This window comes from Burkholderia anthina, from assembly GCF_001547525.1.
GTDB classification, from domain to species: Bacteria; Pseudomonadota; Gammaproteobacteria; order Burkholderiales; family Burkholderiaceae; genus Burkholderia; species Burkholderia semiarida.
In genome coordinates this window covers 2,080,053-2,095,554 of sequence record NZ_LNJP01000003.1, presented here as the reverse complement: position 1 = coordinate 2,095,554, position 15,502 = coordinate 2,080,053, and the positions used below count along the sequence as shown (strand labels likewise).

Below are 15,502 nucleotides of genomic sequence, written 5' to 3'. Positions count from 1 at the left end.
TGACCGGCCGCTACTCACGTTACTTGCAGCTCAGTGCCGCCAGACCGTTGATATTGCCCGTCGTCGCGGCCGGGATGCCGTACGACACCACCAGATACGGCTGCTTCGCGTCCGTGCCCATGACCGTGCTCATCAGCGCCGATCTGGTTTTCGAGCTGAGCTCCGCCAGACCAATCGCGGAGGTTCCAACGAACGACTGGTTCTGGTCGCTGCCGATCGAGTACTGCAGATTCAGCGTGTAGTTGATGGCCGGATGACCAAAGGTGTCGGTACCGCTCGTCAGCGTCGCCGTGGCGCCATTCAGCGAACCCGGCGCCGTATTGCCGTCCGTCGACGTCGGACGCGTTGCGAAGGCCAGCGAGCATTGCATTTGCACGGGCGACGTCGTATCGATCGCAACCGGCACACCGATTGCCCATACTTGCCCCTGATTGGCGTTGTACGTCGCGCCCGCCGAATCGGCGCCGTCCGCCCAGCGGCCGATGGCGATGTCCCCATTGCCGGCGAGATCCGTCACGGTGCCTTTGGTCAGGGTCTTGATCGTGCCCGACGAGTCGTAGGGAATCGCGACATAGGCGCCTGGCGCCTGCTCCTTGAGCGACGCGGTCGGCTGGGACAGGGCTCTGAGCGTGTAATTCCCGTTCGGCATCTGTCCACCGTTCCACGATGCGGGCGGCATCAGAATGCGGACCGTCGAAACCTGGCTCGAGATCGATTGGGATTGCCCTTCCACGCGAATCCCCGTCGAAGACGACGCACTACCCGACGGCGCTCCGTTCGACGACGCGCCACTCGATACCGCGCTGCCACCGCCACCCCCGTCGTCACCGCCGCCACATGCGCTCAGGCCAAGCGCCGCCACCACCGCAAACGTTGCCGTCGCGGCTTGCAAAAGCCGATGCTTCTCGTACCGGTGCTGCATGGTTACTCCTTCTTCTGATTGACGATCTGATTGACGATCAACAGGACACCGAGTCGAGATCGACACCCCGCTCGGCCCGCCCCGCTACGCTTAGAACAACGTGCTGACCTGGAACAGCAACGTCGGCGACCCCGTCTTGAATCCTTCCGGCTTCGACAACGGGAAGCCGAGCGATACGTCGTAGTTCAGCGCGGCGCCGAGCACGTTCTTCGGTGCGAGATTGCCGCGCATGCCGACGACGGCGCCGACCAGCGTTTCGCCGAGCAGGTATTGCGCGGCCGGTCCCCGCACGCGCCCGGCATCGATGCCGGCATAGAGTGCCTGCGTACCGACAGGCGTCGGCACGTACCAGTCGAGTTCGTTGGAAACCACCCAGCCGCTCTCGGCGGCGAGCGTCAGTTGCTGATCGAAGCCGCGCACCGCGTAACGCGTGCCGATCGTGAAATAGTCGGAAGGGGTCAGCGGCGTACGTGCGTTCTGCATGTTCCAGCCGAACTGGTACGAGAACGCCTGACTGCCGATCCTGAAAGGAACTTGAGCGCCGAGGCTTGCCAGTTCGACCTGCGTCTTGCCGTCGAAGTCGGGAGTGCCGACCACCGTGCCCGAATGGCTGGAGAGGCCCGGCAACGATGCGCGCCACGCGAATGAGCCGTCGAGCACGACATTGCCGATGTACTGGCGATGCGCGATACCCAGTTCGTAACCGATGATGTCGCGATGCTGCACCGGAATGTCGACACCGTCGATCGCGTTGCGGCTGATCTTGTGGAACAGGTTGCCGTGAATTTCGGTGCGCGCGTGCGCGTTCCGATAGATCACGCCGGACAACCCGGCCTGGAGTTGAGACTGAACACCGCTGTATTCGATCGGCTCGTCAAAACCCGCGACCGTCTGCTTGTACCGCGAGCGGCTCGCGTTCAGCGTCAGCATCGCGTAACCGATCGGCACGCTGTAGTTCGCGGAGACGGACTGATTCCCCTTCCCGGATGCGCCAATGTTTGCGTTCGTCGTGCCTGCGATCTGCAGTTGATCGTACAAGTGAAACGGGGAATCGAAGGTGAACGAGCCCGACAGCTCGTACTTGCCGGTCGAATCGAGACCTGCGTTGTCCGCGCCGATGACGGCATGCCAGCGCTTGCCGGTGCCCGGATGGAACACCAGCTCCGAGTCGCCCGGATTCATGCCGGGTGCGATGTCGAACGTCGCATCGGACTGTGACTGGAGACGACGCACGTTCTCGAGCCCCTGATCGATGTCGCGCTGATTCAGCAACGCACCGGCCGATGCCGGCAATGCCGCGCGCGTCCAGCCGATCGTCGGTTTGCCGGCGCGGATGTCGCTGATCCGCCCCGGAACCACACGAAGCGTCAGCGTTCCGGATTGCAGCGATTGCCCTGGCACGAGCACGCGCGACGTCACGTAGCCACGGTCGATCAGTGCGTTATTGGCCGCGTCCTGAATCTGCTTGAGCGCGGCCTTGCCGACGCACTGGCCGACGACCGGTTGCAGAAAACGCGCAAGCCATGCGAACGCATTGTCTTCCAGTGCGATTGCCTTGATCGGAAAGCACGGATTATCGAGCGGCAAGTTGTCGACGCCGGTTGTCGATGCCTTCTCGCCTTCCGTCGGCGTCAGGACGGTCGGACGAGGATTCAATTCCTTCGTCGCGTCCAGTTGCTGTTGTTGCAAACGCTGGATTTGCGGGCCAGACGTGATCTCGGACGGCGGAACGCCTTGCGCGAATGTAGAAACGCTCGCCAACGCCGAAATCAACGCTGCCGAAGTTTCTCGTTTCTTCACTTGTTAGCCGCGTAATGATTGGTCTCTCGCGCCGCAATTTATCAAAACACTCGAAAGCACAGTGTCAGAAATTGCAATGCCGTACCAATATCCTCAGCCGTGAATGTTCACCCGCCGTGGCTGCATGATCGGCGATCGCGGCGTACTCCAATCAGATATGCACAGGTCCATCCCTCTAAAAAGTAAAAAAATTGACACTTCGAAAAGGTTATCCAATAAAAAATCACGCATCAAAAACAGAGCAGTTCCCCTAGGGAGACCGTCAGGCAAAAGAGGCGCCATCGCCCCCACATCAACTCAATAAATCATTGATTTATTTAGACCACTCGCAAATCAACAAGGAGTACCGAGCACATCTCCGTGGAATCGCCCTGCGAGACTTCATCGTTCTCACGAAGATCCCAAAAACCACCCTTAATACTGAGATAGGAAATATCAAAATCTGGACGATTGACATTCCTCACCGCCGTTAATCCACGGATCATCGACAAGTGACAGTAGACGTCCGTGCGATACTAAACGTCTCCAATTTGCAACACGATTTTCGCCACACGCCCTGTTTGGCTCCGGAATGTAGAATTTTTGAGACACATATCACTTTCCCGAACACGGCCAGCTGCGGCCGCTCCGCCGATGTACTGTTCAAGGCCGAGCGGGCCGAATCGGTTTTGGGTGTCCGACCTTCCGCAGCGATTACCGGAGAACGCCACGCATGGATCAAGACAACGCATCGGAACTCGTCGCTTCTTCCCCCGTACACGCCGGCAGCGGCGCATCCGCGTCGATCCCGGCCGTCGCGCCATCCAGAACCGCGCTGCTCGTCATGCATTACCAGACCGACATCCTCGGCCTCTTCCCGTCGGTCGCGCCCGAGTTGCTCTCCAATACGCGCAAGCTATGCGACGCCGCACGAGCGGCCGGCGTCGGCGTCTGGTTCGCAAACCTCCGCTTCAGCCCCGGCTATCCGGAAGTCAGCCCGCTGAACAAGAACGGCCAGGGCATCAAGCAACTCGGCCTGTTCATCGACGACGGCCCGTGTCCCGAACTGGCCCGGCAACCCGACGAACCGCTGATCATCGCCCACCGCGCGAGCGTCTTCTTCGGCACCGATCTGCAAGCGCGGCTGATCGCACGAGGCATCGATACGCTGATCATGGTCGGCATCGCGTCGACCGGCGTGATGCTGTCGTCGATCGCTCACGCGAGCGACGCCGATTTCCGCCTCTACACGGTCAAGGATTGCTGCTACGACCCGGACCCGGTGGTCCACGAGCATCTGTTCGCCACCGCGTTCGAATCGCGCACGACGGTGCTGTCGCTCGCGGATGCGCTGCGGCTGCTGGCGTAACGACGGACTCGTGGCACCGCCGTTCGGAACCGTCCGCCGGACGCCGCTTACCGAGCCGCCGCCCCGATTCCCGCCAGAATGAGATCGATGCCAGCCAGGAACTGCGCGCACTCGTCGTGCGCGGCCAATTGCGCCGCCACCTTGTGCACGAACGGGTACTGCGCCGGATCGAGCTGCCCCCACCGCCGGGCAACGGCCGCGACGATCTCCGGCTGCCCCGTTTCGCGCGGATGCAGCCGCGCGCCGGCCGCGTACTGGCCGGCCAGCCCGAAGATGTAGTGCATCAGCGCGGACGCGGCGTCGAATTGCGCGGATTCCGGCACGCCCAGCGCCTGAAGCTGCCCGCCAACGCGCTCCAGGATCCGCAGCACCGCGTGCTGCCACGGTTCGCGGAACAACTGCGCCCCCACCCACGGATGCGCGCTGAACGCGTCGAACAGACGCAGCGCGATGCGCCGGAGCGCGTGCGCCGCATCGCCGTCATGCTCCGTCGGCACGTCCGTCAGCGCAGCCGCGATCACTTGATCCGCGGCCGCCGCGAGCAGGTCGTCCTTGTCGGCGACGTGCCAGTAGATCGCGCCGCTTCCGGTCGCCAGGTGTGCCGCGAGCGAGCGAAACGTCAGCGCGCCCTCGCCTGCATGGTCGAGTATCCCGATCGCGGCCTCGACGATCCGCTCTTTCGACAACGCATCCGCGCGCCGCTCGGTCCGGTTGCTGGTTTTCATGCGCGTCAGCTTGACACATCTGGAACATCGTTCCAATATCGCGCCGATGGAACATCGTTCCATTACTTTTCCGAAGCGGGCGCGAAGCCGGGGGGTACCGCCTTCTCGATCACACCGGGCCGCCCTGGCCTGAAACCGAGCCACCGATGAATCCGCCCATGACCCATGATGTCGTGATTGCCGGAGCCGGCCCTGTCGGCCTGTTTCTCGCATGCGAGCTGCGCCTCGCCGGTGTATCCGTGCTGGTGGTCGAGCAGACGGACGATTCCGAATCTCCGCTGAAGCGTCTGCCGTTCGGCATGCGCGGCCTGTCCGCGCCGACCATCGACGCGCTCTACCGTCGCGGCCTGCTCGACGGCATCGCACTGCCGGCCCACGCAAAGGACACCGCGCACTGGATGCAGCAAGCACGTCGTCCGGCCGGCCATTTCGCCGGCATCCAGTTCTTCCACGACGACATCGATGCGTCGCGGTGGCCGTACCACCTGCCCGGCCCGGCCGGCATGCACATGGCGACCGACATGGCGCGCGTCGAATCCGTGCTGACCGCCCGTGCGGGCGCAACGGGCGTCCAGATTCGGCGCGGTCTTGCCGTCGAGCGCTTCGATCAGTCGGACGATGGCGTCACGCTGTACGCAGGCGGCGAGACTTTCCGCGCACGCTGGCTCGTCGGCTGCGACGGCGGCCGCAGCGCGGTCCGCAAAGCCGGCGGCTTCGCGTTCACCGGCACCGACGCCGAATTCACCGGCTATTCGATCGAAGCCGGGTTCGCCGATCCGCGCGCGCTGCCGCCGGGCCGTCACTACACGCCAGCGGGCATGTACACGTACACGCCGCCCGGTACCGTCGCGCTGGTGGAGTTCGACGGCGGTGCGTTCCATCGCAGCGCGCCGGTGACGCTCGAGCATGCGCAGGCCGTGCTGCGTCGCGTGTCCGGCGCCAGCGTCACGTTGACCACGCTTCGGCTCGCCGCCACGTGGACCGATCGCGCGTACCAGGCGTCGACGTACCGCAACGGACGCGTGCTGCTCGCGGGCGATGCCGCGCACATCCACTCGCCGCTCGGCGGCCAGGGGCTCAATCTCGGGCTCGGCGATGCGATGAATCTCGGCTGGAAACTCGCCGCGACGATCCGCGGCGACGCGCCGGCGGGCCTGCTCGACAGCTACACGGACGAACGGCATCCGGTGGGCGCGCGCGTGCTCGACTGGTCGCGTGCGCAGGTCGCGCTGATGCGGCCGTCCTCGGGTTCGCGCGCGCTCGCGGCGATCATGCGCGATCTCGTCGATACGCGCGACGGCGCGACGTACTTCGCCGAACGCCTGTGGGGCGTGTCGCTCGCGTACGATCTCGGCGGCGGCCATCCGCTCGTGGGCCGCAGCGTTCCGGACTTCGAACTGACTGATGGCACGCGGCTCGGCGAACGCGCGAGGCATGGCAAGGGTGTGCTGCTGGACTTCGATGTCGGCCGGCCACTTCACGCGACGGCAAACCGCTGGCGCGACCGCATCGCCTATATCGCGAGCGACGCGAAAGACCGGCTCGGATTGCGCGCGGTGCTCGTGCGCCCCGACGGTTTCGTCGCCTGGGCCTGCGATGACGACGTGGACGCGGACATCGACGCCGCCACGCATGCGCTCACACGATGGTTCGGCACGCCGCGCGCGGCACATTGAGCGCCGCCGCCCGACGCAGGAAGCTGCCGACCGACAAATCTCCATGCGCGCCATCGACGGCACGCCCGACATTCTCGAACGCCCACGCGATCCACCCTGCCGCAGCCCGGACCGCCCGCGACGTGCGCGACATCGCGCACGTCGGCCGCGGCCGCCTCACTTCGCGATAAACACCCCCGACGTCGGGCACGTGCCCTGCGTATTGCCATCCGTCACGAGCGACGCCGCACTCGGAAACTGCGCGGTCGCATTCGTCTTCACGGCGATCCACGCTTCGGTGAAATAGCTCACGCCGTTCGTCTTCGTGCACTTCAGCGACACCGCGCTGCGCGTGTTGCTGCCGAACGCGCCTTCGAAGGCCGACAGCAGCTGGTTACGCGTGACCGTCTTGCCCGCGTTCGCCTGCAGGAACGCGTTGAACGACGTGTTGCCCAACCGGCTGATCATGCCCGACGCCTGGTTCCAGTAAGTATCGGGCGTCGCCGAATTCGAACAGGTGCCGTGCTTGAACCATTCGTGCTTGTCGAGACACGACGCAACGCCCGGCATGTACGTCGACAGCGTGTTGCGGGTCGCGCTGCTGATCGGGTACGCGTCCATGCTGCACCACTGGTGCGCGTTGTCGAGATCGACGTCGTTCTGCGGCACGCCGCAGTAGAACGGCTGGTTGCCGTCGTAGCGGTTCGGCCACAGCCCGTGCAGCGACAGGCTCGTCGCCGCATACGAGCCGGCGAGGCTCGTGCATTCCGGCGTGTCGTGCGACGCGCAGAAGCCCGGCTCCCACGATGCGGCGAGCAACAGGTAGTCGTAGCTGGTCTGCGCGGCGGCGTGCAGTGAAACGGAAGCGACGGCGAGTGCGGCAGCGGCGCGGGCGAGCGTCTTCAGCATGGCGTGTTTCCTCGGAAAAGGCTTGCGGGCGCGGGATGCGCCGCAAGGTTGTCGAATGTCTGCTCGCGATTGTTGCTGCCGCAACGTGGCACGAATGTGAAGGTGCACGAAAGAATGCGGGATCGCTCAGGCGCCGAGCTGCGTGCACGCCCGCGCCGATGCTTGCGGGCCTTCGAGCGCGAGAATCTGCCACACGCCGATGCTGACGCGCTGGCGCGCCGCCGTCGACGCGTCGGCCAGCAACGCCTCGACGCGCGGCGCGGCATCGGGCGCCTTCTGCTTCAGCGCCGCATGGTGCCGCGCGCGCGACGCCGGTTCGGGCTCGTACACGTCGCACAGGCGCACCATGCCGGCGAGGCCGGCCAGATCGTCGTCCTTGTCGATCGCACCCGGCTCGACGGGCGCGAGCCCGTTGCGCTCTTCCAGCGGCAGCCTGTTGCGCGCGCCTTCGTCGATCGCCGCGGCGGAAGCCGGCGGCAGGCCGCCCATCGCCGCGACGATCCGGCTGCCCGCGGCGATCATGTCGCCCTGGCATGCGATCTTCTCGGCGGCCGCGACGTTCGAGCAGAACGACACCGACGTCCGGTACACGTCGTCGCTCATGCGCAGCACTTCGTCCGTGTCCGCCTGCGCGAGGCCCGCGCTCGCCAGCGCCAGCGCGGTCGGAATCAGGATGCGGAACGCCCTCGTCTCGTTCATGGTTGTGTCATCCGTGGGTGCTGATGGCGGACAATCTCGCCGGGCCGTGCGCAAGCGCCCCTTGTGATGCCGGGCCCGCGGCCGGCGCCACGCGTTTCACTTCATCGACGCCGCCTCCGATCCGCCAGGCGACAACGCCGCGCTGTCCTGCTCGCGCCACGCGCGGCGCGACGCCATGATCGCGCTCACCGCCGAGCGCGCGACCTTCCACCATGCGAACGGGCGCGGATCGGCGAGCATGCTGAGCGCGCGTGCATAGTCGAGCGTGAGGCCGGGCGTCCACGCCATCGTCACCGCGCGCTTGCGGATCTGCGCGGCCACCCACAGCTCGGGCGTGAGCAGCAGCCGCACGAACGCGCCCCAACCGGCCCGCTCGCCCTTCAGCCGCCACACCGCCCCGTCGAGCGCGGCCTCGAGCGCATTCGACACGGTACTCGAGCAGTTGCGGTGCGTGAGGTTGTACGTCGTGTTCTGCCGGTACGACGACCAGAACGCGTCGAGCTTGGCCGGATCGTAGTTGCGGATGCGCACGCGCACGGTCGACGGGCACCACGCTTTCGACTCGGTCGCATAGTCGGGCTGGAACAGGCCGGGCACGTCGTTCTCGCGCGTCGCACGCAGGATGCGCGTGAATTCGTCCGGAGAACGATCGATTTCGACGCCCGGATACAGGCTGATGTAGATGCCCTCCGGCGATTCCAGCGCCGCATGGCCGGTCGAGATCACGCCGTTGACGTCCACCGCCGCGATGTAGCGGTCGATTACCGGATAGCGCTGCGCTTCGGCCTTCGACGTGCCGGTCGGCGTCCATACGTGCACGGTGAGCGCCCGCTCGCCGTCGGCCGGCGGGCCGTCCCATTCAGATTGCGCGAACTGCGGCAGGCCCTGCGCATCGTCGAGATCCGGCGCGAGCGCCGGCGCGGGCGACGTCGCGAACGCCGGGTTGCGCGTCAGCCGGCGCACGCGTGCGGCGAGGCTCAGCATCTGCATTCCGCCGAACATCAGCAGCAGGCCGAGGCAGTACGGCACGGTGCCCGCGTAGTGCGTCGGGTACGGCTGGAAGAAGAAGATCGCCAGCAGGATCTCGACGACGCCCCACGCGAACGCGACGTGCCAGCGGCGATAGCGCACCATCCACGCGGACGTGCACTGCAGCAGCCCGTCGACAAGAAACAGCGTGCCGAAGATCATCGACAGCAGGAAGTGGCCGTGATGATGGCCGGCGAACACGAGCCCCGCGGCCACCACGACCGCGACGCCCTTCACGTAGCGCAGGATGCGCTGCCCGCCGACCCCGCTGCCGGCCACCGCAAGCGTCGCGAGCCCTTCGATCAGGAACAGCCACGCGAACAGCTCGATCGGGAAATGCAGCGCGCCGTCGAGCGCGTCGATGAAAATGCCGACGCCCGCGGCCACCCACAGCCAGCCGAGCACGGTCAGCCCGCGCCAGCGGGTTCGCAGATATTCGATGCCCAGCAGCAGCAACACCAGTCGTACCATTGCGCCCTCGTTTTTTTCGGGATACGCGCGGCCTCGCGTTCCCTGTCGTTTCGGCCGCGCATGGTGCGACGCGCCTGCCGGATGGCGGTCATCGTTGCCGGCGCGTCATGCCGTCGACATGACCGATGGCGGCCGGCACGCGCCGCTCTGGCCGAATAATAAGATATGACGGAGCCGGGTGAAAGCGCCGCGAAAACGTTTTCGACGGGCGCGAACGCACGCGGGCGCCCGCTGCCGCGGCAGACTTCCGGTTCGACAACGTGCGGCGGATACGCGAGAATCCGGCTTCCGAGGGCGAAAGCCACTGAACTGAAGCGAACCGCACGGACGGCGTAGCCGTCGCGACGCGTGCGCCGCGCGACGGCAGCATCGACCGGAGCACCACCATGCCCGCCTCCCCGCTTCATCCCCCACCGCTCGGCCCGCAACTCAGGCGCTGGCGCGCGCTGCACCGCGTGAAGCAAAGCCACGCAGCCGAACTGTTCGGCGTCGCGCAATCGACGATCTCGCGCTGGGAGGCCGGCCTTCAGCAGATGTCGCCCGACGAGCGCGCAACGGCCGAACGGCTGCTCGCCGCGCGCCTCGACTCCGCGGGCGACCACGCGCTCGCGCGGCTGATCGCCGGCAGCGCGGGCCGCATGCATCTCGTGTGCGACCTCACGCACCGTCTGCTGGCCAGCTCGCCGGCGCGCGCGGCCGAATTCTCGCAGCCGCTTTCGGCACTGCTCGGCACGTCGCTGTGGCGCTACGCGACGCCGGAAATCGTCCGCATGGAAGCCGCGCTCGATCCGCTCGGCTGGCACGACCGCGCGGGGCCGCCGAGCGTCGAGTTCGACACCGGCGCGAATGCGTCGCGCGTCGTGCCGATTCGCGGCAGCCGGTGCCGGTGGACGCGGATGACGCTGTCGGACGGCTCGGCCGTGCGGCTCGTGGAAACGCTCGGCGCGCGCTGACGCACGCGCATATTTCATGCGTGGACGACGCGCGTCCGGCCGGCGTACGCTTGGCGGTTCATCGCAAGGACGCCGATCATGAATCCCGATACGATCCACGCGCGGCTCGCTTTCCTGCGCGAAGCCGAGCGCCTGAAGGACGTGCTGCGCAGCGGCCATACGTCGGCCGGCCGTGCGGAAAGCACGGCGGAGCACAGCTGGCGGCTGTGCCTGATGGCGCTCGTGTTCGCCGACGCGCTGCCCGGCGTCGACGCGCTGAAGCTGCTGAAACTGTGCGTCGTCCACGACCTCGGCGAGGCGCTGCATGGCGACATCCCGGCGATCGAGCAGGCCGCGCACCCCGACAAGAGCACGCACGAACGCGACGACCTGCTGACGCTGACCGCGTCGCTCGACCGCACGATGCGCGACGAAATCGTCGCACTGTGGGACGAATACGAGGCAGCCGCGTCGCCGGAAGCCCGCGCGGCGAAGGCACTCGACAAGCTCGAAACGATCCTGCAACACAACCAGGGCCGCAATCCGCCCGATTTCGACTACGCGTTCAACCTCCGCTACGGGCGACGCTACACCGACGCGCAACCGCTGTTCAGCGCGATCCGCGCGATCGTCGACGCCGATACGCAACGCCGGATCGACGCGAGCGGCCAGCGCGCGTAAGCTGGCGGGATCGGGCAGCCGGCCGGCCCGCCCCCGCACGAAAGCCGCCGCATGACTCAGAACATCTACGACGACCCCGCCTTCTTCGAAGGCTACAGCCGCCTGAACCGCTCGATTCACGGGCTCGACGGCGCCCCCGAATGGCCGGCGCTGCGCGCGCTGCTGCCGGACCTGTGCGGCAGCCGCGTGCTCGATCTCGGCTGCGGCTACGGCTGGTTCAGCCGCTGGGCCGCCGACCAGGGCGCGGCGAGCGTGCTCGGCATCGACGTGTCCGAGCGGATGCTCGAACGCGCGGCATCGAGCGCCGCGCATCCGGCGATCGCGTACCGTCGCGCCGACCTCGAAACACTCGCGCTGCCCGATGCGGCGTTCGATCTCGCGTACAGTTCGCTCGCGTTCCACTACATCGTTCACCTCGACACGCTGCTGCGTACGATCCATCGCGCGCTCGTGCCGGGCGGCCGGCTCGTGTTCTCGATCGAGCATCCGATCTATACGGCGCCGCGCCGGCCCGGTTTCGTCGTCGATGCGCAGGGCCGCCGCTCGTGGCCGCTCGACGGCTATCAGCGCGAAGGCGAGCGCGTGACCGACTGGCTCGCGCCGGGCGTCGTCAAGCAGCATCGCACGCTCGGCACGCTCGTGAACCTGCTGATCGGCAGCGGCTTCGCGCTCACGCATCTGGACGAATGGGGGCCGACGCCCGAACAGGTCGTCGCACAGCCCGCGCTCGACGAGGAACGCGACCGGCCGATGATGGCGATCGTCGCCGCGCAGCGCTAGCACCGGGCGCCGCACGCGCGGCGGGCCCGTTCCACGAATCGCGACAAACTCGCCGTTTCGCCCGCCCGATGGTGCGGCGTCCACACAATTCAGCACAATTTCCACACGATTTGGCGCGAATTCCTCGCTTACCATGAGCGCCTGATTCGATTCGGCACGCCCGCGCGATGCGTGCGCGGAACCCGTCGCGGACAACACGCCCGGCACGCGACGCCTACCGGATCGTTCCGCCCGGCCGCGCGCATCGCCGGCGCCCGCTTCATCCTCGCTGCATGCTCATGACCCAGAAGACCCATCGCCGCCGGCGCATCGTGCTGGCCACCCTCGCCGTCGTCGCGATCGCCGCCGGCGTCACGCTGAAGGCCTGCGCGCCCGACAAGCATCCGCAGTACCTGTCCGCGCCGGTCACGCGCGGCAACCTCGAGAACGCGGTGCTCGCGACCGGCGCGCTGCAGGCGTTCAGGCAGGTCGACGTCGGCGCGCAGGTGTCGGGGCAGTTGAAGACGCTGAAGGTCAAGCTCGGCGACAAGGTCACGAAGGGCCAGTGGCTCGCCGAGATCGACCCGGTGATTTCGGAAAATGCGCTGCGCCAGGCGCGCGCCAGCGAGGAAAGCCTGCGCGCGCAGCAGCAGTCGACCGCCGCGCAGCTCACGCAGGCCGAACTCGCGTTTCGCCGCCAGCAGGCGATGCTGCCCGACGACGCGACGTCGCGCGAATCGTTCGAGGCCGCGAAGGCGACGCTCGACGTGCAGCGCGCGACGCTCGCGTCGCTCGCCGCGCAGATCCGGTCGGCCCGCATCCAGATCGAGACCGCGCAGGCCAACCTCGGCTACACGCGCATCGTCGCGCCGATCGACGGGGAAGTCGTCGCGATCGTCACGCAGGAAGGCCAGACCGTGATCGCCCAGCAGCAGGCGCCGGTGATCCTGAAGCTCGCGAATCTCGACACGATGACGGTGAAGGCGCAGGTGTCGGAAGCCGACGTGATCCGCGTGAGCGCCGGCCAGACCGCGTATTTCACGATCCTCGGCGAACCGGACAAGCGCCACTACGGCAAGCTGCGCGCGATCGAACCGGCGCCGCAGAACTACGCGGAGGTGCAGAGCGCGCTCGGCGGCGGGGGTAGCGGCGGCAGCACGAAGCCGAACGGCGCGGTGTTCTACAACGCGCTGTTCGACGTGCCGAATCCCGGTCATCGGCTGCGCATCGCGATGACCGCGCAGGTCAACATCGTGCTCGGCAACGCGCGCAACGCGCTCAGCATTCCGGCCGCCGCGCTCGGCGACAAACGCAAGGACGGCACCTACGCGGTGCGCGTGCTGCGCGCCGACGGCGGCACGGAAACGCGCCACGTGCGCATCGGCATCAACAACAACGTGCGCGTCGAAGTGCTGGCCGGCCTGAAGGACGGCGAACGCGTCGTGATCGGCGAGGCGTCGCCGGACGAGCGCGCGCCGCTGGCGGACGCGGTATGACGATGAGAAGCCAGCCCCTGCTCAAACTCGCCGCCGTCACGCGACGCTTTCCGGCCGGCGACAAGGACGTCGTCGTCCTGAACAACGTGAACCTGTCGATCGACGCGGGCGAGATCGTCGCGATCGTCGGCGCGTCGGGCTCCGGCAAGTCGACGCTGATGAACATCCTCGGCTGCCTCGATCATCCGAGCGAAGGCACGTACACGGTCGGCGGGCGCGACACGCACATGCTCGACAGCGACGAGCTCGCGCAACTGCGCCGCGAGCACTTCGGCTTCGTGTTCCAGCGCTATCACCTGCTGCCGCACGTCGACGCGGTGGCGAACCTCGAAATGCCGGCGATCTACGCGGGTACGCCGCGCGCCGAGCGGCACGCCCGCGCCCGCGCGTTGCTCGCGCGCCTCGGCCTCGCGGATCGCGCGCATCACCGGCCCGGGCAACTGTCCGGCGGCCAGCAGCAGCGCGTGAGCATCGCGCGCGCGCTGATGAACGGCGGCCAAGTGATCCTCGCGGACGAACCGACCGGCGCGCTCGACACGAAAAGCGGCCAGGACGTGATCCGGATCCTGCACGAACTGAACGCGCTCGGCCATACGATCGTGATCGTCACGCACGACAAGGCCGTGGCGCGCCATGCGCGGCGCATCATCGAGATCAGTGACGGCGAGATCATCGCCGACCGGCCGAACCGCCACTACGCGGAGGCGTTTGCCGAAGCGCTCGCGGAAGCGCCTGCCGAAGCGCTCGCGGAAGTGGGCGCCGACGCGGCCGCGAGTACGCCGTCCGCGCCCGCCGCTGACGATGCACGGCCGCCCGTCGGCGCCGATCCCGTCGCCAATGCCGATCCCGCGCCACCCGCCCGCCGCTTCGCGGCAGGCACCGGCCGCTTCGCCGAGGCGTGCCGGATGGCGTGGATCGCGCTCGTGTCGCATCGGCTGCGCACGCTGCTGACGATGCTCGGCATCATCATCGGCATCACGTCGGTGGTATCGATCGTCGCGGTCGGCGAAGGCGCGAAGCGCTACATGCTCGAAGAGATCGGCAGCATCGGCACCAACACGATCAACGTCTATCCGGGCACCGACTGGGGCGACAGCCGCGCGGACACGATCCAGACGCTCGTGCCCGCCGACGTCGCCGCGCTCGCGGAGCAGCCGTACGTCGACAGCGCGACGCCCGAAACGTCGCGCACGCTGCTGCTGCGCTACCGCAACATCGACGTCAACGCGCTCGTGAGCGGCGTCGGCGATCGCTATTTTCAGGCGCGCGGGATGCGCTTCGCGCTCGGTGTCGCGTTCGACGACGATGCCGTGCGCCGCCAGGCGCAGGTGGCCGTGATCGATCAGAACACGCGCCGCAAGCTGTTCGGCGCGACGCGCAATCCGGTCGGCGAAGTGATCCTGGTCGACAACGTGCCGTGCGTCGTGATCGGCGTGACCGCCGACAAGAAAAGCGCGTTCGGCAGCGTGAAGAGCCTGAACGTGTGGGTGCCGTACACCACCGCGAGCGGGCGCCTGTTCGGCCAGCGCTATCTCGACAGCATCACCGTGCGCGTGCGCGACGGGCAGCCGAGCGCCGCGGCCGAGAAAAGCCTCGAGAAGCTGATGATCCAGCGCCACGGCCGCAAGGACTTCTTCACGTACAACATGGACAGCGTGGTCAAGACCGTCGAGAAGACCGGCCAGTCGCTGACGCTGCTGCTGTCGCTGATCGCGGTGATCTCGCTCGTCGTCGGCGGGATCGGCGTGATGAACATCATGCTGGTGTCGGTCACCGAGCGCACGCGCGAGATCGGCATCCGGATGGCGGTCGGCGCGCGCCAGTCGGACATCCTGCAGCAGTTCCTCGTCGAGGCCGTGCTCGTGTGCCTGCTCGGCGGCACGATCGGCATCGCGCTGTCGTTCGGGCTCGGCGCGCTGTTCTCGATGTTCGTCACGCAGTGGAAGATGGTGTTCTCGGCCGGCGCGATCGTGACCGCGTTCGTGTGCTCGACGCTCACCGGTGTGATTTTCGGGTTCATGCCCGCGCGCAACGCGTCGCGGCTCGACCCGATCGATGCGCTCGCGCGCGACTGAC

13 protein-coding genes are annotated in these 15,502 nt (G+C 67.1%); 7 read left to right on the top strand and 6 right to left on the bottom strand.

Going from position 1 to position 15,502, the window contains the following annotated elements; genetic code table 11:
* Positions 1–19: 19 nt before the first annotated feature.
* Complete coding sequence (locus WS64_RS29225) at positions 20–922, bottom strand: hypothetical protein (protein WP_060968517.1); 903 nt, start codon at positions 920–922, stop codon at positions 20–22.
* Positions 923–1,012: 90 nt separating this feature from the next.
* Positions 1,013–2,722, bottom strand: a complete 1,710-nt coding sequence (locus WS64_RS29220; RefSeq protein WP_060968516.1) for a ShlB/FhaC/HecB family hemolysin secretion/activation protein — start codon at positions 2,720–2,722, stop codon at positions 1,013–1,015.
* A gap of 712 nt (positions 2,723–3,434) precedes the next feature.
* Between WS64_RS29220 and WS64_RS29215 the strand changes: the two genes are divergently transcribed.
* Entirely contained in the window at positions 3,435–4,070 is a 636-nt protein-coding gene (locus WS64_RS29215) for a cysteine hydrolase family protein (protein ID WP_060968515.1), read from the top strand.
* A gap of 47 nt (positions 4,071–4,117) precedes the next feature.
* Here WS64_RS29215 and WS64_RS29210 read toward each other — a convergent pair whose 3' ends face one another.
* On the bottom strand, positions 4,118–4,939 hold the full coding sequence (locus tag WS64_RS29210; protein ID WP_244166674.1) for a TetR/AcrR family transcriptional regulator: 822 nt from the start codon (positions 4,937–4,939) through the stop codon (positions 4,118–4,120).
* A gap of 14 nt (positions 4,940–4,953) precedes the next feature.
* Between WS64_RS29210 and WS64_RS29205 the strand changes: the two genes are divergently transcribed.
* Positions 4,954–6,471 carry an FAD-dependent monooxygenase gene (locus tag WS64_RS29205; protein ID WP_244166673.1) on the top strand — a complete coding sequence of 506 codons (1,518 nt, stop codon included), beginning with the start codon at positions 4,954–4,956 and terminating at the stop codon, positions 6,469–6,471.
* A 156-nt stretch (positions 6,472–6,627) separates the two neighbouring features.
* On the opposite strand, the gene WS64_RS29200 is transcribed toward WS64_RS29205, so the two are convergent.
* The 3 genes from WS64_RS29200 to WS64_RS29190 all read right to left on the bottom strand — a co-directional run bounded on the left by WS64_RS29200 (position 6,628) and on the right by WS64_RS29190 (position 9,558).
* Positions 6,628–7,359 carry a ribonuclease T2 gene (locus WS64_RS29200; protein ID WP_060968513.1) on the bottom strand — a complete coding sequence of 244 codons (732 nt, stop codon included), beginning with the start codon at positions 7,357–7,359 and terminating at the stop codon, positions 6,628–6,630.
* A gap of 126 nt (positions 7,360–7,485) precedes the next feature.
* Positions 7,486–8,058, bottom strand: coding sequence for a hypothetical protein (locus tag WS64_RS29195; RefSeq protein WP_060968512.1), 573 nt, complete (start codon positions 8,056–8,058; stop codon positions 7,486–7,488).
* A 96-nt stretch (positions 8,059–8,154) separates the two neighbouring features.
* Positions 8,155–9,558, bottom strand: a complete 1,404-nt coding sequence (locus WS64_RS29190) for an HdeD family acid-resistance protein (protein ID WP_060968511.1) — start codon at positions 9,556–9,558, stop codon at positions 8,155–8,157.
* A 386-nt stretch (positions 9,559–9,944) separates the two neighbouring features.
* Here WS64_RS29190 and WS64_RS29185 point away from each other — a divergent pair, with 386 nt between their 5' ends.
* The 5 genes from WS64_RS29185 to WS64_RS29165 all read left to right on the top strand — a co-directional run bounded on the left by WS64_RS29185 (position 9,945) and on the right by WS64_RS29165 (position 15,501).
* The gene (locus WS64_RS29185) at positions 9,945–10,511 is read left to right on the top strand and encodes a helix-turn-helix domain-containing protein (RefSeq protein WP_060968510.1); all 567 of its coding nucleotides are present in this window, start codon (positions 9,945–9,947) and stop codon (positions 10,509–10,511) included.
* A gap of 78 nt (positions 10,512–10,589) precedes the next feature.
* Positions 10,590–11,171: an HD domain-containing protein gene (locus tag WS64_RS29180; RefSeq protein ID WP_060968509.1), complete on the top strand. Its 582-nt coding sequence runs from the start codon at positions 10,590–10,592 to the stop codon at positions 11,169–11,171.
* Positions 11,172–11,222: 51 nt separating this feature from the next.
* A complete protein-coding gene (locus WS64_RS29175; RefSeq protein ID WP_060968508.1) occupies positions 11,223–11,951 on the top strand; it encodes a class I SAM-dependent methyltransferase in 729 nt (242 codons plus the stop codon).
* 278 nt (positions 11,952–12,229) lie between these two features.
* On the top strand, positions 12,230–13,426 hold the full coding sequence (locus tag WS64_RS29170) for an efflux RND transporter periplasmic adaptor subunit (protein ID WP_060968630.1): 1,197 nt from the start codon (positions 12,230–12,232) through the stop codon (positions 13,424–13,426).
* The gene (locus WS64_RS29165; RefSeq protein ID WP_208606875.1) at positions 13,423–15,501 is read left to right on the top strand and encodes a MacB family efflux pump subunit; all 2,079 of its coding nucleotides are present in this window, start codon (positions 13,423–13,425) and stop codon (positions 15,499–15,501) included. The genes WS64_RS29170 and WS64_RS29165 overlap by 4 nt, the downstream gene beginning before the upstream one ends.
* The last annotated feature ends 1 nt before the right edge of the window (position 15,502 follow it).